The organism is Acidovorax sp. sif1233, from assembly GCF_019218755.1.
Classification (GTDB): domain Bacteria; phylum Pseudomonadota; class Gammaproteobacteria; order Burkholderiales; family Burkholderiaceae_C; genus Acidovorax.
Map to the genome: position 1 here is coordinate 216,726 of NZ_JAHUWZ010000007.1, position 25,637 is coordinate 242,362.

The 25,637-nt window shown below is 69.6% G+C and carries 28 protein-coding genes; 13 read left to right on the plus strand and 15 right to left on the minus strand.

Going from position 1 to position 25,637, the window contains the following annotated elements:
* Nucleotides 1–64 precede the first annotated feature (64 nt).
* Together recX and recA are read right to left on the minus strand one after the other, a co-directional pair.
* Complete coding sequence (gene recX, locus KW843_RS21465) at nucleotides 65–529, minus strand: recombination regulator RecX (protein WP_218297172.1); 465 nt, start codon at nucleotides 527–529, stop codon at nucleotides 65–67.
* A gap of 83 nt (nucleotides 530–612) precedes the next feature.
* Nucleotides 613–1,686 carry a recombinase RecA gene (gene recA, locus KW843_RS21470; protein ID WP_218297173.1) on the minus strand — a complete coding sequence of 358 codons (1,074 nt, stop codon included), beginning with the start codon at nucleotides 1,684–1,686 and terminating at the stop codon, nucleotides 613–615.
* 151 nt (nucleotides 1,687–1,837) lie between these two features.
* Between recA and KW843_RS21475 the strand changes: the two genes are divergently transcribed.
* Nucleotides 1,838–2,317 carry a MarR family winged helix-turn-helix transcriptional regulator gene (locus KW843_RS21475; RefSeq protein ID WP_370628524.1) on the plus strand — a complete coding sequence of 160 codons (480 nt, stop codon included), beginning with the start codon at nucleotides 1,838–1,840 and terminating at the stop codon, nucleotides 2,315–2,317.
* 45 nt (nucleotides 2,318–2,362) lie between these two features.
* On the opposite strand, the gene KW843_RS21480 is transcribed toward KW843_RS21475, so the two are convergent.
* The 3 genes from KW843_RS21480 to KW843_RS21490 form a co-directional block, all read right to left on the minus strand.
* Nucleotides 2,363–2,863 carry a Clp protease N-terminal domain-containing protein gene (locus KW843_RS21480; protein WP_218297175.1) on the minus strand — a complete coding sequence of 167 codons (501 nt, stop codon included), beginning with the start codon at nucleotides 2,861–2,863 and terminating at the stop codon, nucleotides 2,363–2,365.
* 17 nt (nucleotides 2,864–2,880) lie between these two features.
* Nucleotides 2,881–3,111 (minus strand): helix-turn-helix domain-containing protein, encoded by a 231-nt coding sequence (locus KW843_RS21485; protein ID WP_218297176.1) that lies wholly within the window; start codon nucleotides 3,109–3,111, stop codon nucleotides 2,881–2,883.
* Between the two features lie 81 nt (nucleotides 3,112–3,192).
* Nucleotides 3,193–4,161, minus strand: a complete 969-nt coding sequence (locus KW843_RS21490; RefSeq protein WP_218297177.1) for a LysR substrate-binding domain-containing protein — start codon at nucleotides 4,159–4,161, stop codon at nucleotides 3,193–3,195.
* A gap of 108 nt (nucleotides 4,162–4,269) precedes the next feature.
* Between KW843_RS21490 and KW843_RS21495 the strand changes: the two genes are divergently transcribed.
* The 5 genes from KW843_RS21495 to KW843_RS21515 all read left to right on the plus strand — a co-directional run bounded on the left by KW843_RS21495 (nucleotide 4,270) and on the right by KW843_RS21515 (nucleotide 9,785).
* A complete protein-coding gene (locus tag KW843_RS21495) occupies nucleotides 4,270–5,235 on the plus strand; it encodes a tripartite tricarboxylate transporter substrate binding protein BugE (RefSeq protein ID WP_218297178.1) in 966 nt (321 codons plus the stop codon).
* Between the two features lie 201 nt (nucleotides 5,236–5,436).
* Nucleotides 5,437–6,363, plus strand: a complete 927-nt coding sequence (locus tag KW843_RS21500; RefSeq protein ID WP_218297179.1) for an N-formylglutamate amidohydrolase — start codon at nucleotides 5,437–5,439, stop codon at nucleotides 6,361–6,363.
* An 82-nt stretch (nucleotides 6,364–6,445) separates the two neighbouring features.
* Complete coding sequence (locus KW843_RS21505) at nucleotides 6,446–7,120, plus strand: response regulator transcription factor (protein WP_218297180.1); 675 nt, start codon at nucleotides 6,446–6,448, stop codon at nucleotides 7,118–7,120.
* Nucleotides 7,121–7,184: 64 nt separating this feature from the next.
* Nucleotides 7,185–8,636 carry a sensor histidine kinase gene (locus tag KW843_RS21510; RefSeq protein WP_218297181.1) on the plus strand — a complete coding sequence of 484 codons (1,452 nt, stop codon included), beginning with the start codon at nucleotides 7,185–7,187 and terminating at the stop codon, nucleotides 8,634–8,636.
* 156 nt (nucleotides 8,637–8,792) lie between these two features.
* Nucleotides 8,793–9,785: a tripartite tricarboxylate transporter substrate-binding protein gene (locus KW843_RS21515; RefSeq protein ID WP_218297227.1), complete on the plus strand. Its 993-nt coding sequence runs from the start codon at nucleotides 8,793–8,795 to the stop codon at nucleotides 9,783–9,785.
* A 3-nt stretch (nucleotides 9,786–9,788) separates the two neighbouring features.
* On the opposite strand, the gene KW843_RS21520 is transcribed toward KW843_RS21515, so the two are convergent.
* The 4 genes from KW843_RS21520 to KW843_RS21535 form a co-directional block, all read right to left on the minus strand.
* On the minus strand, nucleotides 9,789–10,553 hold the full coding sequence (locus KW843_RS21520) for a DUF6882 domain-containing protein (RefSeq protein WP_218297182.1): 765 nt from the start codon (nucleotides 10,551–10,553) through the stop codon (nucleotides 9,789–9,791).
* Nucleotides 10,554–10,636: 83 nt separating this feature from the next.
* Nucleotides 10,637–11,332, minus strand: a complete 696-nt coding sequence (locus KW843_RS21525) for an SPOR domain-containing protein (protein ID WP_218297183.1) — start codon at nucleotides 11,330–11,332, stop codon at nucleotides 10,637–10,639.
* Nucleotides 11,333–11,489: 157 nt separating this feature from the next.
* Complete coding sequence (locus KW843_RS21530) at nucleotides 11,490–12,365, minus strand: biotin--[acetyl-CoA-carboxylase] ligase (RefSeq protein WP_218297184.1); 876 nt, start codon at nucleotides 12,363–12,365, stop codon at nucleotides 11,490–11,492.
* Nucleotides 12,362–12,988 (minus strand): SET domain-containing protein, encoded by a 627-nt coding sequence (locus KW843_RS21535; RefSeq protein ID WP_218297185.1) that lies wholly within the window; start codon nucleotides 12,986–12,988, stop codon nucleotides 12,362–12,364. Before KW843_RS21535 ends, KW843_RS21530 begins: the two co-directional genes overlap by 4 nt.
* A gap of 137 nt (nucleotides 12,989–13,125) precedes the next feature.
* Here KW843_RS21535 and KW843_RS21540 point away from each other — a divergent pair, with 137 nt between their 5' ends.
* From KW843_RS21540 to KW843_RS21565, 6 genes are all read left to right on the plus strand, one after another.
* Nucleotides 13,126–16,053, plus strand: coding sequence for a DNA topoisomerase III (locus KW843_RS21540; RefSeq protein ID WP_218297186.1), 2,928 nt, complete (start codon nucleotides 13,126–13,128; stop codon nucleotides 16,051–16,053).
* A complete protein-coding gene (locus KW843_RS21545) occupies nucleotides 16,050–16,274 on the plus strand; it encodes a hypothetical protein (protein ID WP_218297187.1) in 225 nt (74 codons plus the stop codon). The genes KW843_RS21540 and KW843_RS21545 overlap by 4 nt, the downstream gene beginning before the upstream one ends.
* A gap of 110 nt (nucleotides 16,275–16,384) precedes the next feature.
* On the plus strand, nucleotides 16,385–17,164 hold the full coding sequence (locus KW843_RS21550) for a helix-turn-helix transcriptional regulator (protein ID WP_218297188.1): 780 nt from the start codon (nucleotides 16,385–16,387) through the stop codon (nucleotides 17,162–17,164).
* A gap of 115 nt (nucleotides 17,165–17,279) precedes the next feature.
* The gene (locus KW843_RS21555; RefSeq protein WP_255594855.1) at nucleotides 17,280–17,885 is read left to right on the plus strand and encodes a YbhB/YbcL family Raf kinase inhibitor-like protein; all 606 of its coding nucleotides are present in this window, start codon (nucleotides 17,280–17,282) and stop codon (nucleotides 17,883–17,885) included.
* Nucleotides 17,886–17,959: 74 nt separating this feature from the next.
* Nucleotides 17,960–18,310, plus strand: coding sequence for a DUF4124 domain-containing protein (locus tag KW843_RS21560; RefSeq protein ID WP_218297189.1), 351 nt, complete (start codon nucleotides 17,960–17,962; stop codon nucleotides 18,308–18,310).
* 149 nt (nucleotides 18,311–18,459) lie between these two features.
* Nucleotides 18,460–18,798, plus strand: a complete 339-nt coding sequence (locus KW843_RS21565; RefSeq protein WP_218297190.1) for a DUF2834 domain-containing protein — start codon at nucleotides 18,460–18,462, stop codon at nucleotides 18,796–18,798.
* On the opposite strand, the gene KW843_RS21570 is transcribed toward KW843_RS21565, so the two are convergent.
* Nucleotides 18,759–19,610 carry a helix-turn-helix domain-containing protein gene (locus KW843_RS21570; protein WP_218297191.1) on the minus strand — a complete coding sequence of 284 codons (852 nt, stop codon included), beginning with the start codon at nucleotides 19,608–19,610 and terminating at the stop codon, nucleotides 18,759–18,761. The two genes, KW843_RS21565 and KW843_RS21570, sit on opposite strands and share 40 nt — an antisense overlap.
* Before the next feature lie 132 nt (nucleotides 19,611–19,742).
* Between KW843_RS21570 and KW843_RS21575 the strand changes: the two genes are divergently transcribed.
* Nucleotides 19,743–20,498 (plus strand): tyrosine-protein phosphatase, encoded by a 756-nt coding sequence (locus KW843_RS21575; protein ID WP_218297192.1) that lies wholly within the window; start codon nucleotides 19,743–19,745, stop codon nucleotides 20,496–20,498.
* Between the two features lie 37 nt (nucleotides 20,499–20,535).
* Here KW843_RS21575 and KW843_RS21580 read toward each other — a convergent pair whose 3' ends face one another.
* From KW843_RS21580 to KW843_RS21600, 5 genes are all read right to left on the minus strand, one after another.
* Nucleotides 20,536–21,666 (minus strand): M20 family metallopeptidase, encoded by a 1,131-nt coding sequence (locus KW843_RS21580; RefSeq protein ID WP_218297193.1) that lies wholly within the window; start codon nucleotides 21,664–21,666, stop codon nucleotides 20,536–20,538.
* 91 nt (nucleotides 21,667–21,757) lie between these two features.
* The gene (locus tag KW843_RS21585; RefSeq protein WP_218297194.1) at nucleotides 21,758–22,681 is read right to left on the minus strand and encodes an alpha/beta hydrolase; all 924 of its coding nucleotides are present in this window, start codon (nucleotides 22,679–22,681) and stop codon (nucleotides 21,758–21,760) included.
* Nucleotides 22,682–22,727: 46 nt separating this feature from the next.
* Complete coding sequence (locus tag KW843_RS21590) at nucleotides 22,728–23,741, minus strand: ABC transporter ATP-binding protein (protein ID WP_218297195.1); 1,014 nt, start codon at nucleotides 23,739–23,741, stop codon at nucleotides 22,728–22,730.
* The gene (locus tag KW843_RS21595) at nucleotides 23,738–24,721 is read right to left on the minus strand and encodes an ABC transporter ATP-binding protein (protein ID WP_218297196.1); all 984 of its coding nucleotides are present in this window, start codon (nucleotides 24,719–24,721) and stop codon (nucleotides 23,738–23,740) included. The genes KW843_RS21590 and KW843_RS21595 overlap by 4 nt, the downstream gene beginning before the upstream one ends.
* Nucleotides 24,718–25,632, minus strand: coding sequence for an ABC transporter permease (locus KW843_RS21600; RefSeq protein WP_218297197.1), 915 nt, complete (start codon nucleotides 25,630–25,632; stop codon nucleotides 24,718–24,720). The genes KW843_RS21595 and KW843_RS21600 overlap by 4 nt, the downstream gene beginning before the upstream one ends.
* Between the last annotated feature and the right edge of the window lie 5 nt (nucleotides 25,633–25,637).

Sequence of the window (25,637 nt, forward strand, 5' to 3'; positions counted from 1 at the left end):
GCCGCCTGTGCTGTCTTCTGGGTCCCGGGGCCTTGGGGCGCCGCCCCTGCCCGCGTGACCGGCCCTAGATCTCGCCCTGGATTTCCGGCGCTTCGCCACGCACGACGCGCCGGGTGATCTCGCCCGAAAACCCGCGTGCGGTCAGAAAGCGGACTTGCCGCGCACGTTGCTGCGCATCGTCCGCCACGGCGCCAAATTTGCGCAGCCACAGTGCATGGGCGCGTGCCCATTCGCTGCCTTTGAGTTGGTCGAGGGCGTGCTGAACCGCCTCGGGGCCGATGCCCTTGGCGTGCAGCTCCTGCCGTATGCGCTGGGAACCCAGGCGGCCCGCGCGCTGGTGCAGCACGGATTCCACCACCCGGGCCTCGCTGATGAAGTCGCGCGCCTGCAGGTCTTCCAGCAGGGCCTGCAGGTCGTCGCCCTCCTGCACATGCGGCGCGAGCTTGCGCCGCAGTTCAGCGAGCGAGTGCTCGCGCTGGCTCAGCAGCCGCAGCGCCCGCCCCTTGAGCGAGAGCGTGGTGAACCCCATGGCCTCTTCTTTGCTTTCAATTCAATAGCTGCCAGCGCTTGTCAATCAAGCGCTGGAAGGCAATCTGGCTTGAATTGTGGCGGTCATTCGGCCGCGGCGGCAGGGGCCTGCAGCGCGTCGGGCAGCAGCGCAATGCCCAGGCCCTCGCGCACCTTGTTCTCGATCTCGCGGGCCAGGTCGGGGTTCTCGCGCAGGAACTCGCGCGCGTTGTCGCGGCCCTGGCCGATCTTCTCGCCGTTGTAGGCGTACCAGGCGCCCGACTTCTCCACGATCTTGGCGGTCACGCCCATGTCGATGATCTCGCCCTCGCGGCTGATGCCCTCGCCGAACAGGATGTCGAACTCGGCCGTCTTGAACGGCGGCGACACCTTGTTCTTGACCACCTTGACCTTGGTTTCGTTGCCGATGGCCTCGTCGCCCTTCTTGATGGTGCCGGTGCGGCGGATGTCCAGGCGCACCGAGGCGTAGAACTTGAGCGCGTTGCCGCCGGTGGTGGTTTCGGGCGAGCCGAACATCACGCCGATCTTCATGCGGATCTGGTTGATGAAGATGACCATGCAATTGGTCTTCTTGATCGTGGCCGTGAGCTTGCGCAGCGCCTGGCTCATGAGACGGGCCTGCAGGCCGGGCAGGGCGTCGCCCATTTCGCCTTCGATTTCGGCCTTGGGCGTGAGCGCGGCCACCGAGTCGATGACGATCAGGTCCACGGCGCCCGAGCGCACCAGACTGTCCACGATTTCAAGGGCCTGCTCGCCGGTATCGGGCTGGCTGATCAGCAGGTCGGACAGCTGCACCCCGAGCTTCTGGGCGTATTGCACATCCAGGGCATGTTCCGCGTCCACGAACGCGCAGGTGCCGCCCTGTTTTTGCATCTCGGCAATCACCTGCAGCGTGAGCGTGGTCTTGCCCGAGGATTCCGGGCCGTAGATCTCGACCACGCGGCCGCGCGGCAAGCCGCCCACGCCCAGGGCGATGTCCAGGCCCAGCGAGCCGGTGGAGACCACCTGGATGTCCTCGATCACCTCGCCTTCGCCCAGGCGCATGATCGTGCCCTTGCCGAATTGCTTCTCGATCTGGGCGAGCGCGGCGGCCAGGGCCTTGGCCTTTTCGGTGTTCACGGGCAATGCGGGGTTGGTGCCTTTGACTGCGACGTCCATGAGAAAACTCCTTGAGAAACAATGGGTTGGGTGCCTGCACCTCTCTGCGGTTAATCACAGGCTGGATGCTTGAACAGTAGTTTATGCGAGCCGTCGCGTGGCATTCAAGCACAATTTAGTCAGTTTGCCTGACAATGTACGGATGCCTGATATGCCTCTTCCTTCACCCCCCGATGACGGCTGGCGCCAGACCCACCTGGGCCGCCTGTTCGGCCACGCCATGCGGCGCTTCGACGCGCGCGTGCTGCAGCTCATGGCGCACAACGTGGAGGTGCCGCTGGCGCTGTCCAACCTCGCGGCGCGCGACCAGGTGAGCGCCGCCCACATGCACATCACGCGCCACCTGGCGCTGCAGGGCGACCGGCTGACCGACCTGGCCCAGCGCGCGGGCATGACCAAGCAGGCGATGGCCAACCTGGTGGACCAGTGCGAGGCCTGGGGCCTGGTCACGCGCGAGGCCGATCCGCTGGATGCGCGTGCGCGCCGCGTGTGCTTCACGCCCACGGGCCTGGCCTGGCTGCAGGCGTTTCGCGATGCCGTCGCGCAGGCCGAGGCGGAGTTCCGGGCGGAGGTGGGCAACGACGTGGCCACCGTGGTGGCGATCGGGCTGGAGGCCTATGCGGGCGGCTAGGCCGCTGCACGGTCATCCAGGCGCCCCGGGGTGTGGGCCTGGCCTTCAGGCGCGCGGGGCGCTCTCCTGCCGCGCGGCGTGGCTCAGCGCGTGGGGGTCCAGCCGCAGCGCGCGCAATGCCCGCGCCGCCACGCCCTGCGGCGTGGCCGCGATCAGTGCCACCACGTGCGCACCCAGCAAGGGGCCGGGCTGGCCCTTGCGGGCCTCCGCCAGTGCCTGGATGAGGCCCTCGCCGGAGGGCTGCGCGCGGTAGATCCCGGCCTGCGGCGCACAGGGTGCGGCGGGCGGCATTTCGGCATCAATGCCGATCTGCGCCAGCGCATCGCGGTACTGCTGTTCGATCGCGGCGGGCAGGGCGTCCGGGTTCGCGCCAACGCGCGCGAAAGCGCGGCGCGCGGAGCCGTCGGGCAGCTCGATGGCGGCCAGCAGGAAGTGCTCCGCGCCCGGTTGCGGCTGGCCCCGGGCGCGGGCGTGGTGCTCGGCGCGCGTGCACAGCCGGTGCAGGGTGCGCATGTCGTTCAGGCGCTGGCGGATGTGTTGCAGCATGGGGAGGAGTCCTTCCATCATCCAGGGGGGGCGGGGCGCGTGGCCTGGGGAGAGAGCCGCTTGTGCGCCGCCTGCTTGCTGACGCCCAGGGCCTGGGCAATCTGCGCCCACGACCACCCCCGCTCCAGGGCGGTGGCCACGGCCGCCGCCTCCAGCCGGTCGGCCATCAGGCGCAGGGCCACCACGGCGGCCAGCGCGGCTTCGGGGTCGTCGTGCGGGGGCAGCTGCAGGGGCGGTGGGGTCGGCATTCGTCAACTGTAGTTGGCGGAACTCGTATCGTCAACAAAGGTTGACAACAGGGCCGGGAGCCTGGCCCGGGGGGCGGGCCCTCAGGGCGCCGGCCCGGTGCCAGCCGCGGCGCCCGTGGGCGGGGGCGCCGCGCCTGCGGGCTCCGCGCACGCCAGCAACCACTGCCGGAAGCACTGCAGCGCATGCAGCTGCGTGCGGCCTTCGGGGTAGCAGAGCCAGTAGCCCACCTCGCTCTGGTAGCCCCCGCGCTGGACGGCGGCGGCCAGCGGCTCGCGCACCAGGCCGGCGGTGATCTCGTCCTGCACCAGGCAGCGCGGCACCAGGGCCAGGCCCATGCCGGCCATCACCGCGCGGATCATGGTCTGGAACTGGTCGAACTGCGGGCCGGCCAGCGGGTCGAGCTGGCCCTGTACCCCGTGCATCTCGCTCCAGCGCAGCCAGGCCTCGGGCACGGTCACGTGGCGCAGCAGCGCGTAGCGCGCCACGTCGCGCGGGGTGTGGATGGGCCAGTCCGCCACCTTGGCGCGCGGGGCGATCAGGGCCACGTCGTTGCCCGTGATGTAGTGGGCGTGGGCGCCCGGCCAGTGGCCATCGCCGAACAGGATGGCGCAGTCGAGCTCGGGCCGTTCGAAGTTGTAGCTGTGCACGTACGGCACGAAGTGCAGCGTGACCTGCGGGTGTTGCTGCTGGAACTGCGGCAGGCGCGGAATGAGCCACTTGGCGGCGAAGGTGGGCAGGCTCGACAGGTGCAGCGCGCCGCCGCCGTCATCGCTGGTGATCAGCTCCAGGGTGGCGGCCTCCAGCTGCGCCAGCACGGCGCGCACGGCCTTCTCGTAGCGCTCGCCCGCGGGGGTCAGCGCCAGGCGCTTGCGGCTGCGCTCGAACAGCGGCACGCCCACCCAGGCCTCCAGCTCCTTCACCTGCTTGCTCACCGCGCTCTGCGTGAGGTGCAGTGCCTCGGCGGCCCGCGAGACGCTGCCGAAGCGCGTGACGGTGGAAAACGCCCGCAGCAGGTGCAAGGGGGGTGAAAGGCGGCGCAGGGAAGACATCGTAAGTTATCAAATCATTCCATATGGGAATGTTATCAGGCATATCCATTGCTTGGTAGGGCTCGTGGATTCCATTAATCTCAACCTACCCCATAGGAGAAATGTCCCATGCAACGCCGTCATCTGCTCTCAGCCCTGGCCACAGTATCTTTCGTTCCTGGAATAACTCTGGCGCAAGAAGGCAAGCCCCTGCGCATCATCGTGCCCTTTCCGCCCGGAGGCGCCACGGACATGACCGTGCGCAGCCTGCAGGAGTCGCTGGCCCGCATCCTCAAGCAGCCTGTGGTGCTGGAAAACCGCGGCGGCGCGGGGGGCTCCATCGGCATGGCCGAAGCCGCGCGCGCTCCGGCCGACGGCCTCACGCTGGGCGTGGCCACGCTGTCCACGCACGGCGTGAACCCCGCCGTCTACAGCAAGCTGCCCTACGACCCCATCAAGGACTTCGTGGGCGTGACCGAGATGGTGAAGGCCCCCGGCGTCGTGGTGGTGAACCCGGCCGTGCTGCCCGTCAAGGACTTTGCCGACCTCGTGAAGTACCTGAAGGCCCATCCCGGCAAGGTTTCGTATGCCACGCCCGGCAACGGCACCATCGGCCACATGTGGGGCGAGCTGTTCAAGAGCAGCACCGGCACGGCCATGGTGCACATTCCCTACCGCGGTGCGGGCCCGGCCGTCAACGACGTGCTGGCCGGCCAGGTGGCGGTGTATTTCGACCAGGTGGCTTCCTCGCTGCCGCACATCAAGTCCGGCAAGCTCAGGGCGCTGGCGGTGTCCTGGCCCGAGCGGCTTGACGTGCTGCCCGACGTCCCCACCTACGCACAGCTGGGTTTCGCCAACAACAACGACCCGTCCTGGTTCGGCCTGGTGGCTCCCGCGGGCACGCCCGCGGCCGCGGTGGACCGCATCCAGCAGGCCGTGGCCCAGGCGCTCAAGGAGCCCGCCGTGCGCGAGCGCCTCGCGGGACAGGGGCTGTACCCGTCGGGCACCACGTCCCGGGACTTCACGGCGCAGATCGCCCGCGAGATCGACAAGATGAAACGGGTGGCGGCCTTTGCGAAGGTGGCGCTGGATTGACATGGGCCCCCGCTGAGCCGCCTCGCGCGATCCACCCCACGGGCGGTGGCGGGCCGGCGGCCAGGGGGAGCCTCATTTTCTTCGATACCGGGCCCCTGGGCCCGGCGGCCACAGCTGGAGGAGTCCATCTCAGGGATAACCATGGTCTCCAACCGGCCCGGGCGGCTAGGCCGGCCGCCCCACTTTGCGCACACTCTGCCTATGCATGCCGCTTTGAAACTGATCAACCGACGATTCCAGCAGGCCCAGCCCGGTGCCACCGGTTCCCCCGGCACCCCGCTGGCGCCTGCGGCCTTCACCTACCTGCCCGGCACCACGGCGCTGGTGCTCGATTCGCCGCACAGCGGCACACAATACCCCGCCGACTTCGGCTCGGCCTGCGACCTGCCCACGCTGCGCCGCGCCGAGGACACGCACGTCGAGAAGATCTACGCCTTTGCCCCCGCGCTGGGCGTAGCCTGGGTCGAAGCCCACTTCCCCCGCATCTACCTCGACGCCAACCGCGACACGACCGAGCTCGACACCTCCCTGCTCGACGGCGAGTGGACCGGCCCCATCTCCACCGACCCCCAGGTGCTCAGCAAGGTGCGCCTGGGCAAGGGCCTGATCTGGAAGTTCACCGACGAGGGCGAGCCCATCTACAGCCGCCAGCTCACCGTGGCCGAGGTGCGCGCGCGCATCGACCGCTGCTGGCGCCCCTACCATGCGGCCGTGGCCCAGGCCATCGACGCCGCCCATGCGCGCCACGGCTACAGCATCCACATCAACTGCCACTCCATGCCCGCCGTGGCAGGGCGCTTCGCCACCGAGTTCCCGGGGCTGGAGCACGCGGACTTCGTGGTGGGCGACCGCGACGGCACCACCGCCAGCCCGGCGCTGTCGGCGCTGGTGTGCGAGCACCTGCGCGGCTGTGGCTACAGCGTGGAATACAACCACCCCTACAAGGGCGTGGAGTTGGTGCGCCGCTACGGCAACCCCGCGCAGCACCGCCACAGCATCCAGGTCGAGATCAACCGCAAGCTCTACATGGACGAGGGCACGCTCGCCCAGCACCCCGAGGGCATGGCCCGGCTGCAGGCAGACCTGCAGAAACTGGTGCGCCTGCTGCTCGCACACGATCCGCGCTGACGCGGCGCGCAAGGGCGGGGCCATCCTAGAATCGAGGGCAGGCGCGGCGCCAGACCGTAGCCAACCCTCAAGGAGACACCGCATGCGCATCCTCATTGCCGAAGACGACCAGGTGCTGGCCGATGGCCTGCTGCGCACGCTGCGGGCGTCGGGCGCCGTCGTGGACCACGTGGCCAGCGGCAGCGAGGCCGACGCGGCCCTGCTGACCAACAACGAGTTCGACCTGCTGATCCTGGACCTGGGCCTGCCCCGGATGCACGGGCTGGAGGTGCTCAAGAAGCTGCGCAGCCGGGGCTCGGCGCTGCCCGTGCTCATCCTCACCGCGGCCGACAGCGTGGAAGAGCGCGTCAAGGGCCTGGACTTCGGTGCCGACGACTACATGGCCAAGCCTTTCAGCCTGCAGGAGCTGGAGGCGCGCGTGCGGGCCCTCACGCGCAGGGGCATGGGCGGCACCAGCAGCGCCATCAAGCACGGCCCGCTCGTGTACGACCAGGCCGGCCGCGTGGCCACCATCGACGGCAAGATGATCGAGCTGTCCGCCCGCGAACTGGGCCTGCTGGAAGTGCTGCTGCAGCGCGCGGGCCGCCTGGTGAGCAAGGAGCAGCTGGTGGAGCGCCTGTGCGAATGGGGCGAGGAGGTGAGCAACAACGCCATCGAGGTCTACATCCACCGCCTGCGCAAGAAGATCGAGGGCGGGCCCATCCGCATCGCCACCGTGCGCGGCCTGGGCTATTGCCTCGAAAAGATTCCAGGGTAGCTCCTGAAATGATAGCTACTTGCGCTTTCTAGACGGGCGCCAGTGGCTCAAAGGGCTTGAAACCTTGAAAATCTTCCAGCGAGAGCAGCGCTCCCTCTTCGGCGAGATCCTTGACTGGATGCTCACGCCGCTGCTGCTGCTGTGGCCCGTGAGCCTGGCGCTCACCTGGCTCGTGGCCCAGGGTCTGGCCAACAAGCCGTTCGACCGGGCGCTGGAGTACAACGCCCATGCGCTGGCCCAGCTCGTGTCCGTGGTGGGCGGCAAGGTGCAGTTCAACCTGCCCCAGCCGGCCAGCGAAATCCTGCGCGCGGACGACTCCGACATCGTCTACTACCAAGTCATCGGCCCGGGGGGCGAATTCCTCTCCGGCGAACGGGAACTGCCCGAGCCCGCCAGCGACGAAGTGCCCCTGTCCGGCGAGGTGCGCCTGCGCGACGCCGAGATGCGCGGCATCGAGATCCGCGTGGCCTACATCTGGGTGCGCCTGCCGCTGGAGGGCACGCCCGTGGCGCTGGTGCAGGTGGCCGAGACGCGCGAAAAGCGCAGCGTGCTGGCCACCGAGATCATCAAGGGCGTGATGCTGCCGCAGTTCGTCATCCTGCCGCTGGCGGTGCTGCTGGTGTGGCTGGCGCTCGCGCGCGGCATCCAGCCGCTGAACCAGCTGGAGCAGCGCATCCGCGCGCGCAACCCCGACGACCTCTCGCCGCTGGACGACCGCACCGTGCCGCTCGAGGTCGCGCCGCTGGTCTCGTCGGTGAACGACCTGCTCACGCGCCTGAACGACTCGCTGGCCACGCAAAAGCGTTTCCTGGCCGACGCGGCGCACCAGCTCAAGACCCCGCTGGCGGGCCTGCGCATGCAGGCCGACCTGGCCCAGCGCGAAGGCACCAGCACCGAAGAGCTCAAGCGCTCGCTGCAGCAGATCGGCCGCTCCAGCATCCGCGCCACGCACACCGTGAACCAGCTGCTCGCATTGGCGCGCGCGGAAGGCAGCGGCGTGGGCATCGCGCGCCAGCCCTGCGACCTGGCGCGCCTCGTGATCGAGGTGGTGCGCGACTCGGTGCCGCGCGCGCTCGAAAAACACATCGACCTGGGCTACGACGGCGCCGAGCCCGGCTCACCCGGCGTGCTGCTGGACGGCAACCCCACGCTGCTCAAGGAACTGGTGCGCAACCTGCTCGACAACGCCATCAACTACACGCCTTCCACCCCCGCCAAGCCCGGCGTGGTCACGGCCCACGTGCTGGCCGATACCTTCGGCCACGTGCTGCTGCTGCAGGTGGAAGACTCCGGCCCCGGCGTGCCCGAGGCCGAGCGCGAGCTGGTGTTCCAGCCCTTTTACCGGGCGCTGGGCAGCGAGGCCGACGGCTCGGGCCTGGGCCTGCCCATCGTGCTGGAGATCGCACGCAAGCACGGGGCCGAGGTCACGCTGGAAGACGCGCGCCCTGGCCACCACCCGCCCGGCGCGCGTTTCAGCGTGCGGTTCGCGGCGCGGGATGTGGTGGCGGGGTCCTGAGCCAGGCCGGGTGCACCCCGCCGCACGGCCTTTCGCGCTGCGGCACATTCCGCGCCGGAATGGGATGAGTTCCAAACGTTGTTAGCCAGCCCGGCCATGCCTCTCCAGAATGGGCCGCACATGCCGCGAGGCGAGGAGAGGACCACGATGACGACGATGAAACGGCGCAAGCTGCTGATCTCCACCGCCGCTGCCTGCCTGGGAGGTGCTGCCCAGGCGCAATCCGCCCCTGTGTCCACGGGCAGCGCACGGCCCCTGCGGCTGCTGGTGCCCTTTGCCGCGGGCGGCGCCACCGACATCACGGCGCGCGCCCTCGCCGGCCCGCTGTCGCTGTTGCTGGGTGCACCCGTGGCCGTGGAGAACCGCCCCGGCGCGGCCGGTGCCACCTGCATGGCCGAGGTCGCTGCCGCCGCGCCCGACGGCGCCACGCTGGGCGTGGCCACGCTGTCCACCCATGGCGTGAACCCAGCCGTCTACAAACACCTGACCTACAACGCGCTGGACGGCTTCACCCCCGTCACCGAGATCGTCAAGGCCCCGGGCGTGCTGGTGGTGCACCCCGGCCTGCCGGTGCGCGATTTCGCGCAGTTCATGCAGCACCTGAAGGCGCGGCCGGGCCAGCTGGCCTATGCCTCGCCGGGCAACGGCACCATCGGCCACATGTGGGGCGAGCTGCTCAAGAGCAGTGCCAATGTGCGCATGGACCACCTGCCCCAGGCGGGCGCCACGGCAGCACTGGCCGAGGTGCTGGCGGGCCGGGTGCCGGTGTACTTCGACCAGGTGGCGTCGTCGCTGCCGCACATCCAGGCCGGCCGTTTGCGGGCCCTGGCCGTGTCGTGGAGCCGGCGCCTGGCCCTGCTGCCCGAGGTGCCCACCTACGCCGAGCTCAGCCTGTTCTCGAACAACGACCCGTCCTGGTTCGGCCTGGTGGCCCCTGCGCACACGCCGGCCGCCACGGCGCGGCGGCTGCGCGACGCGGTGGCCACGGTGTTGCGCGAGCCCGCGGTGCTGGCGCGCCTGGGAGAGCAGGGGCTGTTTGCCTCGGGCAGCCTGCCGGACGAGTTTGCCGCGCAGATCCGCAAGGAGGTCGAGAAGATGCGGCGCGTCAGCCGGTTTGCGCGCATCACGCTCGGCAAGGACGCAGCGTGACGGCTATGCCGCAGGCGCATGCGGCGGACGCAGCGCGCGAAGGGACATCAGCGCCATGAAGAGAAAGCCATTCTGGGTGGGCGCGCGGTACACCCCCAGCGCGCCCAGCACCTGCGCCGCCACGCCCGCGAGTTCCCAGCCGTCGGTCTCGTCCGCTTCCCAGCGCGGCACCGTCAGGGGCGCAAAGCCGCGCTCGTCGCCCCACTCCCACACCGCGGGAATGCGGGCCACCACCTGGGGATCGTTGTGGAAATTGGCCCAGGCCCACAGCCAGGTGCCGCTGGTCCGGGAAATCGATCCGATGAATTCAATGTCCGCCACCAGCCGCGGCACGCCGGCGTGCGAGAAGGTGAGCGTGCCCTGCACCTGGTCATAGTCCCAGCGCTCGAAGCGCGAGATGCCGTGGTCCGTCTCCAGGGCATCCTGCTTGCCCACCAGGGCCTGGTGGCTTTCGGTGACCGCGTCCACCCAGGCGTCGTGCGGCGCATCCGCCATGGCGCCGACACTCTGCGCCATGGAGTCCTGGTAGCAGTGGTGGCAGATGATCTGCAGGTCCAGGCAGTCCTCGTTGCGCTCGTTCCACTCGCCGCCCTCCCGCTCCAGGGCTGCCTGGCAACTGGCGCACCAGGCGTCGGGAAAGGGGCAGTCCGGCGCCGGCATGTCGCAGAACCAGCGCTGCGCCGGCTGGCGGCACAGGTGCCCGCAGACGTAGGTGGCGGTGGCTTCGCCGTGGCGGTTGCAGTGGATGGCGGAGAGTTCTTCGGTCATGGCGCGGGGCTCGCGAAAGGAGGGGCGGAATCGAAGGATGGGCGCGGAACGCCGGGCGCTACCGCCAGCGCGGCCACCACGGTTCAGCCGCAGGCGCGCATCGTCTTGCCGGCCATCGCCGTGCGCAGGGCGTCCAGCTGGGGGCGCAGCGATTCGGTCACGGCGGGCAGTCGCAGCGTGAAACCTGCCGTGTCCGGCCGCTCCTGCACCACGCGGGCCGTGCGCACGCCCTTGCCGCCCAGGGTGGCCAGCTCGCGCTCGGCGGCCTCCTTCGAGGCGAAGCGGCCCAGCGAAAGGCCGAATTCCAGGGTGCCGCCCGCGCGGTCGTGGTCGACCTTGCGGGCACGCAGTTCGGCCCGTTTCCTGTCCAGCGTTTCCAGGTCCTCGAAGCGGCCCATGTAGACCATCCAGCGGCCCGGCACGGGCGTGGGCTCGAGCAGCCAGCTGCCCTGGGGCAGGTTGGCGGCGGCGGCGCGCAGGGCGTCGGCCTGGCGTTCGTCGAACACGCCCGCCTGAAGGCATTCGCCGGTGTCGGGCGGGGTGGGGGTCTCGGCGGAAGCCGCAGCCGCTGCGCTGGGGGCGGCGGGCGACGCGGCGGCGGGAGCCTTGCCGGAGTTCACCCGCAGGATCTGCAGCGTCTCGGGCCGTATCTGCTGGTCCATGCGCTGGGGCTCGGCCTGCTCCTCGGGGGCGAAGCCCCAGTCCCGAAGCAGCCCCTGCGACCACGCGTAGTAGCCCGCGTTGGCCAGCAGCAGAGCGATCACGGCAAGTCGCAGCATGGGGGCCTCTCCTTGTTTTCCCGCCGGTTGTCCATGGGGTTGCGCGCCCTCGTCCCCGCCCGCGTGGCGGGCCCGCCCAGGGCCAGGGCCGCCATGGAACAGGCGTCGCCAGGCCACGACGGGCAGCCTCCGCCCCGATGGAGAGGCGCGGCGCGGCTCAGGGGGGGCTCCCCAGCTCTTGCACGGCGCTGGGCCGCACGCTGATCTCGGAACTGGTGATCGCCTGCATGCCGCCGGCCGTGTGCACCAGGAGCGCGCCGTCGTCGCCCACGCCGTGGGCCGTGCCCGCGGTGCCGTCGCTCAGGGCCACGGCACGGCCCTGCAGCACGTCGCGGGCCGCGAAACGTGGCTGCATGGGGCCAAAGCCGTAGCCTTCGAACGAGCGCAGCATGCCGATCAGCGGCGGCACGATGCGCAGCAGGGCGGCGGGTGCGTCCAGGCCGGGCTCCACGTCCTGCAGGCTGCCCGGCGGCATGCTCATGCCTTCGCTGCCACGCGGCAGCACGTTGATGCCGATGCCCACGACCACGTAGCGCGCCGTGCCGGCTGGCCCCTGCGGGGACGGCGCGGCCCCCTGGAGCGCTACGAAACTGGCCGTCTCGACCAGGATGCCGCCCAGCTTGCGGTCGCCACCCGCGCCGCCCAGCCAGAGGTCGTTGGGCCATTTCAGGCCCACGCGGGCGGCCTGGCCCGCACCCAGCGGCGGCAGCACGGGCTGCAGGCTCTCGGCCACGCTCACGCCCACGGCGAGCGACAGCCCCGACCAGTCGCGCGGCGCGAGCGGCAGGCCCAGGGACATCATCAGCGAAGACCCCACATCGCTCTGCCACGCCCGCCCCATGCGGCCCCGACCGGCGGTCTGCTGCTCGGCCACGAGCAGCGTGGGCTCGCACTGGCCGGCGCGGGCGCGGCGCATGAGTTCGGTGTTGGTCGAGTCGATGCTGGGCAGCACCTCGACGGTAAAACCGGGTAACAGCGGTGACACCGCCTCCCACACGGCCTCGGCGGGCCAGCGGATGGGGGCGGCGGTCACTGGCGGCGGCCTTTCCGGGCGCCGGGCTGGAGGTTCCCTGGGACTGGCTGGGTGGCCTTGGCGGTTTTGGTCGGTTTGGCGGGCAGGGCGGGCTTCGTGGCCGCCTTGGCGGGGCTGCGCGGCACCGGCGGCGCCCAGCCGCGCTTGGGCGCGAGCAGCGTGCCGCGGCAGTTGTCGCTGCCGCACCAGCAGGGGTATTCCGCCTTCAGCTTGGGCGTGTAGCGCTCTTCGATGATCAGCCCGTAGTCGTAGTTCAGCTCTTCGCCCGCCTTGATATTGCGCAGCGCCGTGATGAAAATGCGGCCGTCCCGTTCGTCGGCGTAGCAGTTGGGGTTGCAGCTGTGGTTGATCCAGCGCGAGGAATTGCCGCCGAACTTTGCGTCGATCACGCGGTCTTCATCCACGTGGAAGTAGAACGTGTGGTTGGGCTGCAGGGGGTCGTGCGGGTGGCGGTCCTGCGCCTCCTGCCAGGTGATGACCTCGCCGGTGTACTCCACCAGCACCTCGCCCTCGGCGATGTCCTGGGCGGCGAACACGCCGTTGCCATGGACGCCCGAGCGCCGGGTCTGGATGCGGCGTCCCGGTGCGGCGGTGGGGGCGGCGGGCGAGGCAAAGCGGGGCATGGCAAAAACTCTGTTAACTTGATAGTGCACACATGTGTGCGTGCGCGTGTATGCGCGCGAAACCCGAATTGTAGGAGCGACCGGGCCGGAACCGGGCGCTCAGAACGAACGACGACGATGACAGGCAAGAGCCCCAAATGACCAAGACCCTGGTAATTGCAGAGAAACCCTCCGTGGCGCAGGACATCGTGCGCGCGCTCACCCCCGTGGCGGGCAAGTTCGACAAGCACGACGACCACTTCGAGAACGACCGCTACGTGGTCACCAGCGCCGTGGGCCACCTCGTGGAGATTCAGGCGCCCGAGGAATTCGACGTGAAGCGCGGCAAGTGGAGCTTTGCCCACCTGCCCGTGATCCCGCCGTACTTCGACCTCAAGCCCGTGGACAAGACCAAGACGCGCCTGAACGCGGTGGTCAAGCAGGCCAAGCGCAAGGACGTGACGCAACTCATCAACGCCTGTGACGCGGGCCGCGAGGGCGAGCTGATCTTCCGCCTGATCGAGCAGTACGCCGGCGGCGCCAAGCCCCTGGGCAAGCCCGTCAAGCGCCTGTGGCTGCAGTCCATGACGCCCCAGGCCATCCGCGACGGCTTCGACGCACTGCGCACCGAGCAGCAGATGGCGGGCCTGGCCAGCGCCGCCCGCAGCCGCAGCGAGGCCGACTGGCTGGTGGGCATCAACGGCACCCGCGCCATGACGGCGTTCAACTCGCGCGACGGCGGGTTCTTCCTGACCACCGTGGGCCGGGTGCAGACGCCCACGCTGTCGCTGGTGGTGGAGCGCGAGGAAAAGATCCGCAAGTTCGTGAGCCGCGACTACTGGGAAATCCACGCCACCTTCGGCGCGCAGGCCGGCGAGTACCCCGCCAAGTGGTTCGACCCCAAGTGGAAGAAGGGCGAGGACGTGGAGATGCGCGCGGACCGCGTGTGGTCCGCCGCCGAGGCCACGGCCATCGCCAACGCCGTGCGCGGCCAGCAGGCCACCGTCACCGAAGAGAGCAAGCCCACCACGCAGGCGTCGCCCCTGCTGTTCGACCTGACCAGCCTGCAGCGCGAGGCCAACGGCAAGTTCGGTTTCTCCGCCAAGACCACGCTGGCGCTGGCGCAAAGCCTGTACGAGCGCCACAAGGCCCTGACGTACCCGCGTACCGACTCGCGCGCGCTGCCCGAGGACTATCTGCCCGTGGCCAGGCAGACCTTCGAGATGCTGGCCGACAGCGGCATGCGGCACCTGGCGCCGCACGCGCTCACCGCGCTGAGCAACAACTACGTGCGCCCGTCCAAGCGCATCTTCGACAACAGCAAGGTGAGCGATCACTTTGCCATCATCCCCACGCTGCAGGCCCCCAGCGGCCTCTCCGACGCCGAGCAGAAGCTGTACGACCTGGTCGTGCGCCGCTTCATGGCGGTGTTCTTCCCGAGCGCCGAATACACCGTCACCACCCGTATTTCCACGGTGGCGCCCCACAGCTTCAAGACCGAAGGCAAGGTGCTGGTCAGGCCCGGCTGGCTGGCCATCTACGGCAAGGAAGCCGCCGATGAGGTGGAAGGTGGCAAGGACGGCGACAAGGGCCAGAACCTCGTGCCCGTGAAGCCCGGCGAAAGCGTCAACACCCTGGCAGCCGACCCCAAGGGCCTCAAGACCAAGCCGCCCGCCCGCTACTCCGAAGCCACGCTGCTGGGCGCCATGGAAAGCGCCGGCAAGCAGATCGACGACGACGAACTGCGCGAGGCCATGCAGGAAAAAGGCCTGGGCACGCCCGCCACGCGCGCGGCCATCATCGAAGGCCTGTTGACCGAAAAGTACATGCTGCGCGAAGGCCGCGAAATCATTCCCACGGCCAAGGCCTTCCAGCTCATGACGCTGCTGCGCGGGCTGGAGGTCGAGGAACTGTGCCGCGCGGACCTGACCGGCGAATGGGAGTTCAAGCTCTCGCAGATGGAAAAGGGCCAGCTCAGCCGCGAATCCTTCATGGCCGACATCGCCGCCATGACCGAGCGCATGGTCAAGAAGGCCAAGGAATACGACCGCGACACCATCCCCGGCGACTACGCCACGCTCGAATCGCCCTGCCCCAACTGCGGTGGTGTGGTGAAAGAGAACTACCGCCGCTTTGCCTGCGTGGGCAAGCCCGGCTCGGAAGGTTGCGGCTTCAGTTTTGGCAAGTCGCCCGCGGGCCGCACCTTTGAAACGGCAGAGGCCAACGCCCTGCTGCGCGACAAGAAGATCGGCCCGCTGGAGGGCTTCCGGTCCAAGGCCGGCTGGCCGTTCACGTCCGAAATCGTCATCAAGTACGACGACGAGGCGCACAACTACAAGCTCGAATTCGACTTTGGCGACGACAAGAAGGGCGAGGAATCGGGCGAGCTCGTGGAGTTTGAAGACGCCGCGCTCGGCCCCTGCCCCATCTGCGGATCGGAAGTGCACGAGCACGGTAGCAACTACGTGTGCAGCAAGGCCGTGCCCACCGCCGCGCAGCCCACGCCCAGCTGCACTTTCAAGAGCGGCAAGATCATCCTGCAGCAGCCCGTGGAGCGCGAGCAGATGCACAAGCTGCTGGAGACGGGCAAGACCGACCTGCTCGACAAGTTCGTGAGCATGCGCACGCGCCGCGCTTTCAAGGCCCACCTGGCGTGGGACAAGGAGGCGGGCAAGGTCAACTTCGAGTTCGCACCGAGCAAGTTCCCGCCGCGTCCCGGGGCTGCTGCAAAAACAGTAGCTGCCAAGGCAGGAAAGACAAGCGCTGCAGCCAAAAAGTCCGCCAAGCCTGCCGCCGCCAAGAAAGCCCCGGCCACCAAGACCGCCGCTGCCAAGGCACCGCGCAAGGCCGCAGCCGGCAAGGCCCCCAGCGCCGCCCTGGCCGCCGTGATCGGCGCCGAGCCCGTGGCCCGGCCCGAGGCCGTCAAGAAAATGTGGGAATACATCAAGGCAAACAACCTGCAGGATCCCAAGGACAAGCGCACGATCGTCGCCGACGACAAGCTGCGCGTCGTGTTTGGCAAGGACAGCGCGGGCATGTTCGAGCTGGCGGGCATTCTGGGCAACCACCTGGGTGGCGAAGGATGAAGCCACGCGCAGCATCCGCAGCATCGCCTGTGTGGGGCTTCTGGCGCACCGCGCTGGTGGCTCTCGCGGTCGTTGGCGCGCTGGGCGGCTGCAGCAGCAGCAGCACGACAGGTTCTGCGCGCTCCAGCGACCCCGCGAGCCCGCAGCAACCGCGGGGCGCCAGCGGCGTCACCGTGTTTGGCGATATCGATGTGGGCGTGACGCGGGAGCGCACGCGCTGACGCGTGGTGTGCTGCCTTGCAGGCCGTCCCCGCTGAACCTGCCGAACCTGCGCGGAGCCAGCCTTTCCGCCCCCACGGTCGATGATGGAACCTGAACCGCAGGGGAACGAATGATGGGCGAACCCGCGCTGTCCTTGCAGATCGCCACCACGGTGCACCACCGCATCCACACCGTCACCGTGCGCATGGATTCGGTGGGCTGGGTGGTGTCGGGCACCAAGCACCTGGTCACGCCCGGCGGCGGGCACCGCTACCCCAGCGGCCGGGTGTTCGTGCTGCCGCGCGGCGCGCAGTGGGAGGTGGTCAACGACCCGGCGCCCCAAGGCCGCTATGTGGCGCGGCTGCTGTGTTTCGCGCCCGAGCTGGTGGCGCAGTTCCACCGCCAGTTCGGCCAGTTCGCGGCCATTCCACCAGTGCAAGGCTACGCGGGCCTCGCGGCCGACGCCGCCTTTGAAGACAGCTACATGCGCGCCGTGGCCGCGCTGGAGAGCGATGCCAGCTCGCAGGCGCTGCGCGAACACCGCGCGCTCGAAGTGCTGCTGATGCTGGCTGAGGCGGGCATCGTCTTCGCCCCGCCCGGCGAGCTGGGCTGGGCCGAACGCGTGCGCCGCCTGGTGGGCCCCAGCCCGCAGGCCGACTGGACGGTGGAGCGCATCGCCAGCGCCTTTGCCACCAGCGCCAGCACCCTGCAGCGCCGCCTGGCGCAAGAGGGCGAAACCGTGAGCCAGTGCCTGCGCGACGTGCGGCTGGAGACGGCGCTGGTGCTGCTGCAAAGCTCCGCGCTGCAGGTGTCCGAGATCGCTGCGCGCTGCGGCTACGAGTCGCACAGCCGCTTCAGCGCGGCCTTCCGCGAACGCTTTGGCTTTCCGCCCTCGCAGCTGCGGCCCTGATTCCTGCGGCTGACGCGCAGCGCACAGCCATTGACGCCACCGGGCCAATGCGAAGGCGCGGCGCGCAGCACCATCAAGCCCTTGTTTCACACCGCTACTGCAAGGAGCTTTTCGGATGACCCACCCACTTTCACGCCCCCTTCGCGTTGGCACCGCCATCGCGGCACTCGCCACGATCGGCTTGGCCCCAGCCGCCCACGCCCAGGCCTTCGCGCTCACCAGCCCCGACTTTGCCGAAGGCAGCACACTGCCCCAGCGCTTCGAGTTCAAGGGCTTTGGCTGTGCGGGCGACAACCAATCACCCGCCCTGCGCTGGAGCGGCGCGCCTGCTGGCACCCAGAGCTTCGCCGTCACCGCCTACGACCCCGATGCCCCCACCGGCTCGGGCTGGTGGCACTGGTCGGTGGTCAACATCCCCGCCAGCACCACCGAGCTGCGGTCCGACGCGGGTGCTGCTGGCGGCGCCAAGCTGCCCGCAGGCGCCAGCCATGTGCGCATTGACTATGGCGTGGCCGCCTGGGGCGGGGCCTGCCCGCCCGAAGGCGATGTGCCGCACCGCTACATCTTCACCGTGCACGCGCTCAAGGTGCCGCGCCTGGACCTGCCTGCCGACGCCACCGCTGCGCTGGCCGGCTACATGATCAACGCCCACAGCCTGGGCAAGGCCACGCTCACGGCGCGCTACGGGCGCCCTGCGGCCAAAGGCAAGCAGCAGCCGTGATAGGGCGCGGCCCGGTGGGCGATGCGATGTTTTAAGCTTGGTGGTCGCCCACCTCCCCGCCACAGGCCCACCCCATGCGCAGCACCCGCGAACGAGCCCTCTGGTCCCTCCTGGCCGCATTGCTGCTGGCCGCCGCGGCCGCCGCATGGTGGACGGCCGACCAGTGGCTGCCCCACGCCGGGCCGTGGACCGAGCAGGCCTGGAAGAAGATCACCCGCCCCGGCCCCGACACCTTGCCGCCCGGCAAACAGCAGCCCGCCGCACAAGCCCGCGCTGCGCATGGCGGCGCGTCCGAGCCCGTGGCCCCGCAGCCGCGCAAGTGCGTGAAGGACGGCCGCACCACCTACACCGACCAGCCCTGCCCCAAGGGCACGCAGGAGCTGCCGGTGGATGGCGCCGTGACCTCGCTGCCCCGCGCGCAGTAAGTTCATGAAGGTGGCGGGCAGCGGCAGGCCCGCCGGTGTGAGGCATGTCGCTTTTTTCCTAGCCCGCCAGGGGGCTGCGCGGATTCAATCGGTGCGTTGATTCACTACCCAGGGCCTCTCTCCTTTTCTTTGGGGGGCCGCATGCACCGATGCAAAAACACACACACCTGCGCACCTTTTTTCTTTTGCTGGCCCTCGTGGGCCTGGCCGTCCCCTGGTACTTCAATGGGGTGTACTTTCTGGCGGGCGGCAGCGTGATGCCCGATGTCTTCTGGCGGGATGCGTTTGCCAATGCACTCACCACCGGCATCACCCTCGACGTGTACCTGGCCGCCGTGGCGTTCTCGGCCTGGGTGGCGGCAGACCGCAGCCTGGGTGCGTGGCGCTGGGCTTACATCGCGGCCTGCTTTGGCATTGGCCTCGCGTTTGTGATGCCGCTCTACCTGGCTCAGCGCTTGCGCGTGGGCTCCAAGGGTGGGGCAGGCTGATTCGGCAGGGCCTGCGCGCCGATCTGCAAGGGCCAGTGCGCGGTGAGCGGGCTGCGCGTGCCTTGCACCAGGGCCTGCAGCGGGTGGCCCGCCAGCCTGCGCACATCGCGCCCCATGTGCGACTGGTCGTAGTACCCCTGGCCGGCGGCCAGGTCCACCACCGGGCCGCCGGGCGCGGCGAGGGCGTTGCCCAGCGTGCGGTTCAGCCGCGCAATCACCTGAAACTGCTTGGGAGGCATGCCCCAGTGCGCCACAAAGCGCCGTTCAAACTGCCGCTGGCTCAGGCCCATGCGCTGGTGGCCTGATTCCGCGCCCGTGGCGTCGGCGCTGGCCGCCTGCAGCAAGGCCAGGGCTTGCCGCCGCCATGCATCACAAGGCGACGGCGGTGCGGCCAGCTGCCGGACGAACTGGTGCAGCACCGTAAGCCGTGTGGCATCGTCTGCCGCCGCCAGCACGCCATGCTCCACCTCTGCCCATCGCGGGCCCACCAGTTCCGCCAGCGGCCGTAGCGTGTTCACCAGCCCGCGTGCACTGCCAAACAGCGCCGCGGCGGCCTCAGGCTGCAGCACCAGCCCCACGGCCCGCACCGGTCCGCCGTGTTCGTACACCGTGGCCGTGGTGCTGGCGCTGATCCAGGCCGACGGCGGCACCAGCGCGCCCCGGCACCGCACCTGCCCGGCCAGCCGCACCACCAGCATGCTCGACACCATCGCCGGGAAATGCGACTGCGCCAGTTCCGCAGGGGCATCGATCACCACCGCTGCCATCAACCAGGGCTGTAGATCGGAGGGGAGGGGCACAAGACGCTGCATGCCCGGATTCTGCACACCGGCGATGTGCTGGCAGGAACACCCGTCCAGCCACGCGCGCGACATGCGCCTGCCGCACCGCCCGGCTATCCTTTCCGCTTCACCAGCCCACCACCGCATCCCCCGCCACGCACCATGCAGTCAGCACCCACCCGCTCCCTTCCCCTGGCCGGGGCCACCAACTTCCGCGATCTGGGCGGCTACGCCGGCCATGGCGGGCGCACCGTCAAATGGCGGCGCATCTTCCGCTCGGACCACCTGGCGGGCCTCACCGCGCAGGACCGGGCCCTGCTGGCCGAGCTGGGCGTGGCCCGCGCGGTGGACTTTCGCGGCCAGGCCGAAAGCGCCGCGTATGCCTACGCGCTGCCGGGCATCAGCTACCACCCGCTGGCCATCGAGCCCACGGTGGTGCAGCGCGCGCTGGAACTGCAGCGCACCGGCCGCCAGCTCACCGCGCAAGACGCCGTGGCGCTGATGCAGGACACCTACCGGGGCTTTGTGCACGACAACGCGCATCGATTTGCCGAGCTGTTCCGCCTGCTGCTCGATGAAGGCAGCGCCACCCCGCTGGTGTTCCACTGCACCGCGGGCAAGGACCGCACAGGCTTTGCCGCCGCCCTCATCCTGCTGGCGCTGGGCGTGCCGCGCGAGGTGGTGATGCAGGACTACCTGCTCACCAACACCCTCTACCGCCGCCCCGAGGGGTTGGCCAGCCACGCGCCCGACGAAGTGCTGGCCGTGCTGTGGCGTGTGCAGGAGGAGTTTCTCAATGCAGCCCTGCACATGGTGGACACCGAGTTCCAGGGCGTCGATGCCTACCTGGGCGACGTGCTGGGCGTGAGCGCGGCGGCCCGGCAGGCGCTGGCCGTCCGCTACCTCGAACAGCCCTGACACCGCCTTTCAGGCGTCCGCCAGGGAATCGCCCCCCTTACGCCAGGTGCGCCAGCAGATGGCGCCAGAAGTTCAGGCGCGCCTCCAGGGTCGAGACGAGGATGTGTTCCTGCAGCGTGTGGGCGCCGTCGCCGTCGGCACCCAGCCCGTCGAGTGTGGGCACCCCCAGGGCCGAGGTGAAGTTGGCGTCGCTGCCGCCGCCGGTCATGGGCGCATCTTCGAGCGCGAAGCCCGCATGCCGAGCCGACGCCTTGGCGCGGTCCAGCAGGGCCACCACGGCCTCGCTCTTGACCATGGGCGGGCGGTTCACCTCGACCTCGATGTCGAGTTCCATGTCCGCGCCCACCGGGCGCAGCGCCTGCATCTTGTGCACCAGCTCGTCGGCGGCCTGCAGGTCGGGGAGGCGAAAGTCCACCACGCAGCGGCACTGCGCCGGCACCGTGTTGGTGGCGGTGCCACCTTCGATGGTGCCCACGCTCACCGTCACGCCGCGCGCGTAGTCGGTCATGGCCTCCAGCGCCAGGATCTGGTGCGCCATTTCGCGGATCGCGCTGCGGCCTTTTTCATGCGCCACGCCCGCATGGGCCGCATGGCCCTTCACGCCCAGGCGCAGCATGCCCGTGCCCTTGCGCGCGGTCACGCATCTGCCGCCATTGGCACGGGCAGGCTCGCAGACCAGGGCGTAGCGGGCATTGTGCGCAAAACGCTCGATGTGCACACGCGAAGCGTGGCTGCCGGTTTCTTCGTCGGGCACGACCACGAAGTCGATCGGCATCGCGCTGGCGCCGGCGGCCGCCAGGTCGCGCAGGGCCGTCATGGCCAGGTAGATGCCTGCCTTCATGTCGTAGCCGCCGGGGCCGTAGAAGCGGTCGCCCTCGATGCGGCAGGGGTTGTCGCTCAAGGTGCCCACCGGGTGCACGGTGTCCGAGTGGCCCAGGACCAGCAGCCCGGGGCGCGTGTCGCCGGCTGCGCGGTTGGTCACGTGCAGCAGCGGCCCCACGCGCTCGCCCAGTGGCGTCACGGTGGCCTGCAGTCCGCCTTCCCGGGCATAGCGGGCCATGTCGGCCACCATGGCCGCCACGCCCGCGGGCGAGCTGGTGGGTGACTCGCATTGCATCCAGGCGGTGATGCCGTCAATGAGCGTCTGTGTCGTGGCGGAGGTGGTCATGGCGGTGCAAGGTGGGACAGGGTGGTTCGGGGGCTCCGCCTGCTTCCCGCAGGACGGAGGGCTGAGGCCGAGGAGGTGCAGGCGGCGGGCGTCAGGCCGTGTGCTCGCCGGCCAGCCGGGCCAGTTGCGCAGCGTCGGGGAGGTGGCCGTGGAACCACAGGTGCGCGCAGACGGCCGACATGGCCTTGCCATCGTGGCCAATGCCCGCCACGGTGTGCAGCTGCCAAGCCAGCGGCAGGCCGCGGCGCGCGGCCTCGGCCCGGGCGGTGGCGTAGTAGTTCAACGCGCGGGCATAGCGGTGCGGGCCCTGGCGCAGTGCCGCCGGTTCGGACGGCAAGTGCACGTCGGCCGTGGCGATGTCCTGGTCGCCCGCCAGGATGGTCAACGGGTAGGCGAACAGGCGCGCCAGGCTGCCGGTGTCGGCGGGAGTGCCGGCCAGGCCTTCGGGGAACGGCAGCTCCAGCAGCGGCAGCGTGTACCAGCCGGGGTTGCCCGCGGCCACACCGGCAAAGGTGCCGGGCGTGAGCACGCTCATCAGCCGGTGCACGAACTGCCCGCCGGCGGAGTGGCCGAACAGGTACAGCGGCTGCGTGGTCAACACGCCCGATGCCTTGAGCTCATCGACCAGCCGCGTCACGACGGTGTACGACCAGTCCCCGGGTGGGTTCGCCGGAACCGTGTCGGCGTGGGCTTCGCGGTCGGCGGTGGCCAGCAGGTTGCCGTTGTTGTAGCTCACCACGTCGGGCCACTGCGCGTTCGAGAACGTGGGCGCGATGATGACCAGGCCATGCTCGTCGGCGGCGGGCATCCAGAAGTCGCGGTAGTCGTCGCCGTTGCGCATCACGCCGTGCTGCACCAGCACGATGGGGCTGTGGTCCGTGGCATGTGCGGGCCGGTAGGTGTTCAGCGTGATGGAGCGGCCACCGGGCAGGGGGCTGTTGCTGTAGTCCACCGCGTGGCAGCCCACCCGCTGCACGGCGTCGCGCAGGGATTGCAGATGAAGTTCGTTGGGCATAGGCAAGAAATGGGGCAGGGCAGCAGGCGGGGCGACATTGCCGTTGTCAGGCCGCTGCGGTGTTCAGGTGGCAGGCCGACCAATGGCCGGGGGCGATGGCTTCGAGCGCCGGTGCTTCCTCGCGGCAGCGGGCCATGGCGTGCGGGCAGCGCGGGTGGAAGGTGCAGCCCGGTGGCGGTTTCAGTGGCGAGGGAATCTCCCCCTGGATCGGCACGAACACGCGCTTGCGCCGCTCCAGGTTCGGCACCTCGGCCATCAGCGCCTGGGTGTATGGATGGTTGGCGCGCGCAAAAATCTCGGCCGTGGTCGAGATCTCGACGATCTTGCCCAGGTACATGATGGCCACGCGGTCCGAGATGTGGCGCACCACACCGAGGTCATGGCTGATGAACAGGGAGGTCAGGCCGTGCTGGGCACGCAGGTCCATGAACAGGTTGATCACCTGCGCCTGGATCGACACGTCCAGCGCCGCGACCGGCTCATCGCAGACCAGGAAGCGGGGCGACACCATCAGCGCCCGGGCAATGCCCACGCGCTGGCGCTGCCCGCCCGAGAGCTGGTGCGGCAGGCGGGTGCGGTACTCGGCGGCCAGGCCCACTTCGGCCAGCGCCCTGTCGACCCGTGCCGGTATTTCGCCGGCGGGCGCGAGTTTGTGCACGTGCAGCGCCTCGCCCAGGATCTGGTGCAGCCGCTGGCGCGGATTGAGCGAGGCCTGGGGGTCCTGAAACACCATCTGCACGCCCAGTGTGTAGGCCAGTCTGGCGGCCCGGTCCAGGCCGTCCACGGCGGCGCCCTGGTACAGCAGTTCGCCTTCGGTCTGGCGGTGCAGGCCGGCGACGATGCGGCCAAGCGTGGACTTGCCGCAGCCGGACTCCCCCACGAGGCCCAGCACCTCGCCCTGCGCAATCGCCAGGCTCACGCCGTTGACGGCATGCACGGTGCGCGGCTCGGGCTTCTTGCCGGCCAGCTCGAACACGCGCCCGATCAGGTCCTGCCTTTTGGCAAAGCGCTTGTACACATTGCGCAATTCGATGACGGGAGGTGGTGCGGTGTGGATCATGCGGCAGAGTCCAGGGCAACGAGGGGGGCAAAGCAGCGGTAGGTACGCCCATTCACCGTGGTGTTCTCCGGTTCGCCCGTGGCGCATTGCGCCAGGGCGTGCGCGCAGCGCGGCGCAAAGGCGCAGCCGGCGGGGCGGTTGCCCAGCATCGGCGCCATGCCGCTGATCTGCCGCAGGCGTCCGCCGGGCAGGGCGGCGCCGGGCAGCGAATCGAGCAGGCCGCGGGTGTACGGGTGCACCGGGGCATCCAGCACCTCATCCACCGGGCCGGACTCGACGATCTTGCCCGCGTACATCACCGCGACCTTGTCAGCCAGCTCGGCGATCACGCCGAGGTCGTGGGTGATCCAGATGAGCGCCGTGCCGTGCGTGCGGCAGATCTCCTGCATGCGGTACAGGATCTGGCCCTGAATCGTTACATCGAGCGCCGTGGTGGGCTCGTCGCAGATGATCAGCTCGGGCTTGTTGAGCATGGCGATGGCGATCGCCACGCGCTGGCGCATGCCGCCCGAGAACTCGTGCGGGTAGTTGCGCAGGCGCGAAGCCGGGGCGGGGATGCCCACCATCTCCAGCGCCTCCACGCAGAGCTGGAGCGCCTGGGTGCGCGGCACGCTGGCATGGGTCTGGATGGCCTCGAGCATCTGCTCCTCGATGCGCAGCACAGGGTTCAACGTCATCAGAGGGTCCTGGAAGATCATCGCGATGCGGTCGCCGCGCAGCTGGCGCATCTGCTCCTCGCTCAGGTCGCGCAGGTTCCGGCCCTTGAACAGCACCTCGCCGGCGATCACCTCGCCGGGAGGGTCGATCAGGCCGAAGATGGAAAAGCCGGTGACCGACTTGCCCGAGCCGGATTCGCCGACCAGGCCCAGGATCTCGCCAGGCCCGATGGACAGGTCGATCCCGCTGACGGCGGGCCAGGCGCCTTCCTCGGTGTGAAAAACGGTGTGCAGGCCACGCACTGCAAGCAAAGGGGTTGTCATGGGCTTCTCGGGTCCAGTGCGGCGCGCAGGCGGTCGGCGATCACGTTGATCGCCAGGATGAGGGCCAGCAGGGCCAGGCCGGGGAACATGCTGATCCAGTAGTCGCCAGACAGCAGGTACTGGAAGCCATTCGCGATGAGCAGGCCCAGGGATGGCTCGGTGATGGGCACGCCCACGCCCAGGAACGACAGCGTGGCTTCCAGCACGATGGCGTTGGCGATCTGGATGGTGGCAAACACCATCACCGGACCCAGGCAGTTGGGCAGCAGGTGGCGCAGCATGATGCGCCAGGCCGGAAAGCCCAGGTTCTGTGCCGCCTCGATGTATTCCTTGCGGCGCTCCTGCAGCGCGCGGCTGCGCATGATGCGCGCGTAGTGCGCCCACTGCACCATCACGATGGCGATCACGACCTTGTCCACGCCGCGCCCCAGCATCGCCAGCAGCACCAGCGCCACCAGGATGGTCGGAAAGCCCAGGATGAAGTCCACGATGCGCATCAGCACGGTGTCGACCAGGCCGCCCACGTAGGCCGCGAGCAGGCCGATCAGGCTGCCGATCACGGTGGCCAGCGCCACCGCGGCCAGGCCCACGGTCAGGCTGATGCGCAGGCCATACAGGATGGCGCTGAGCATGTCGCGGCCCTGGCTGTCGGTGCCCAGCCAGTAGTGGAAGCCGTCCATGCTGGCCGAGCCCGGCGGCAGGCGCCCGTCCATCAGGTCCAGGGCGGCCAGGTCATAGGGGTTCTGCGGCGCCAGGAACGGCGCCAGCATCACCACCAGCAGCAGCACGACCAGCGAAATCGCCGAGCCCCTGAGGGACGGGCGGCTGCGCAATTGCTTGAGGATGGCCCGGCGGCGCGGCGTTTCCGTCAACGGGGCGTGGGGAGTGGGAGGGGATTCTGGAGTTTGCATAAATC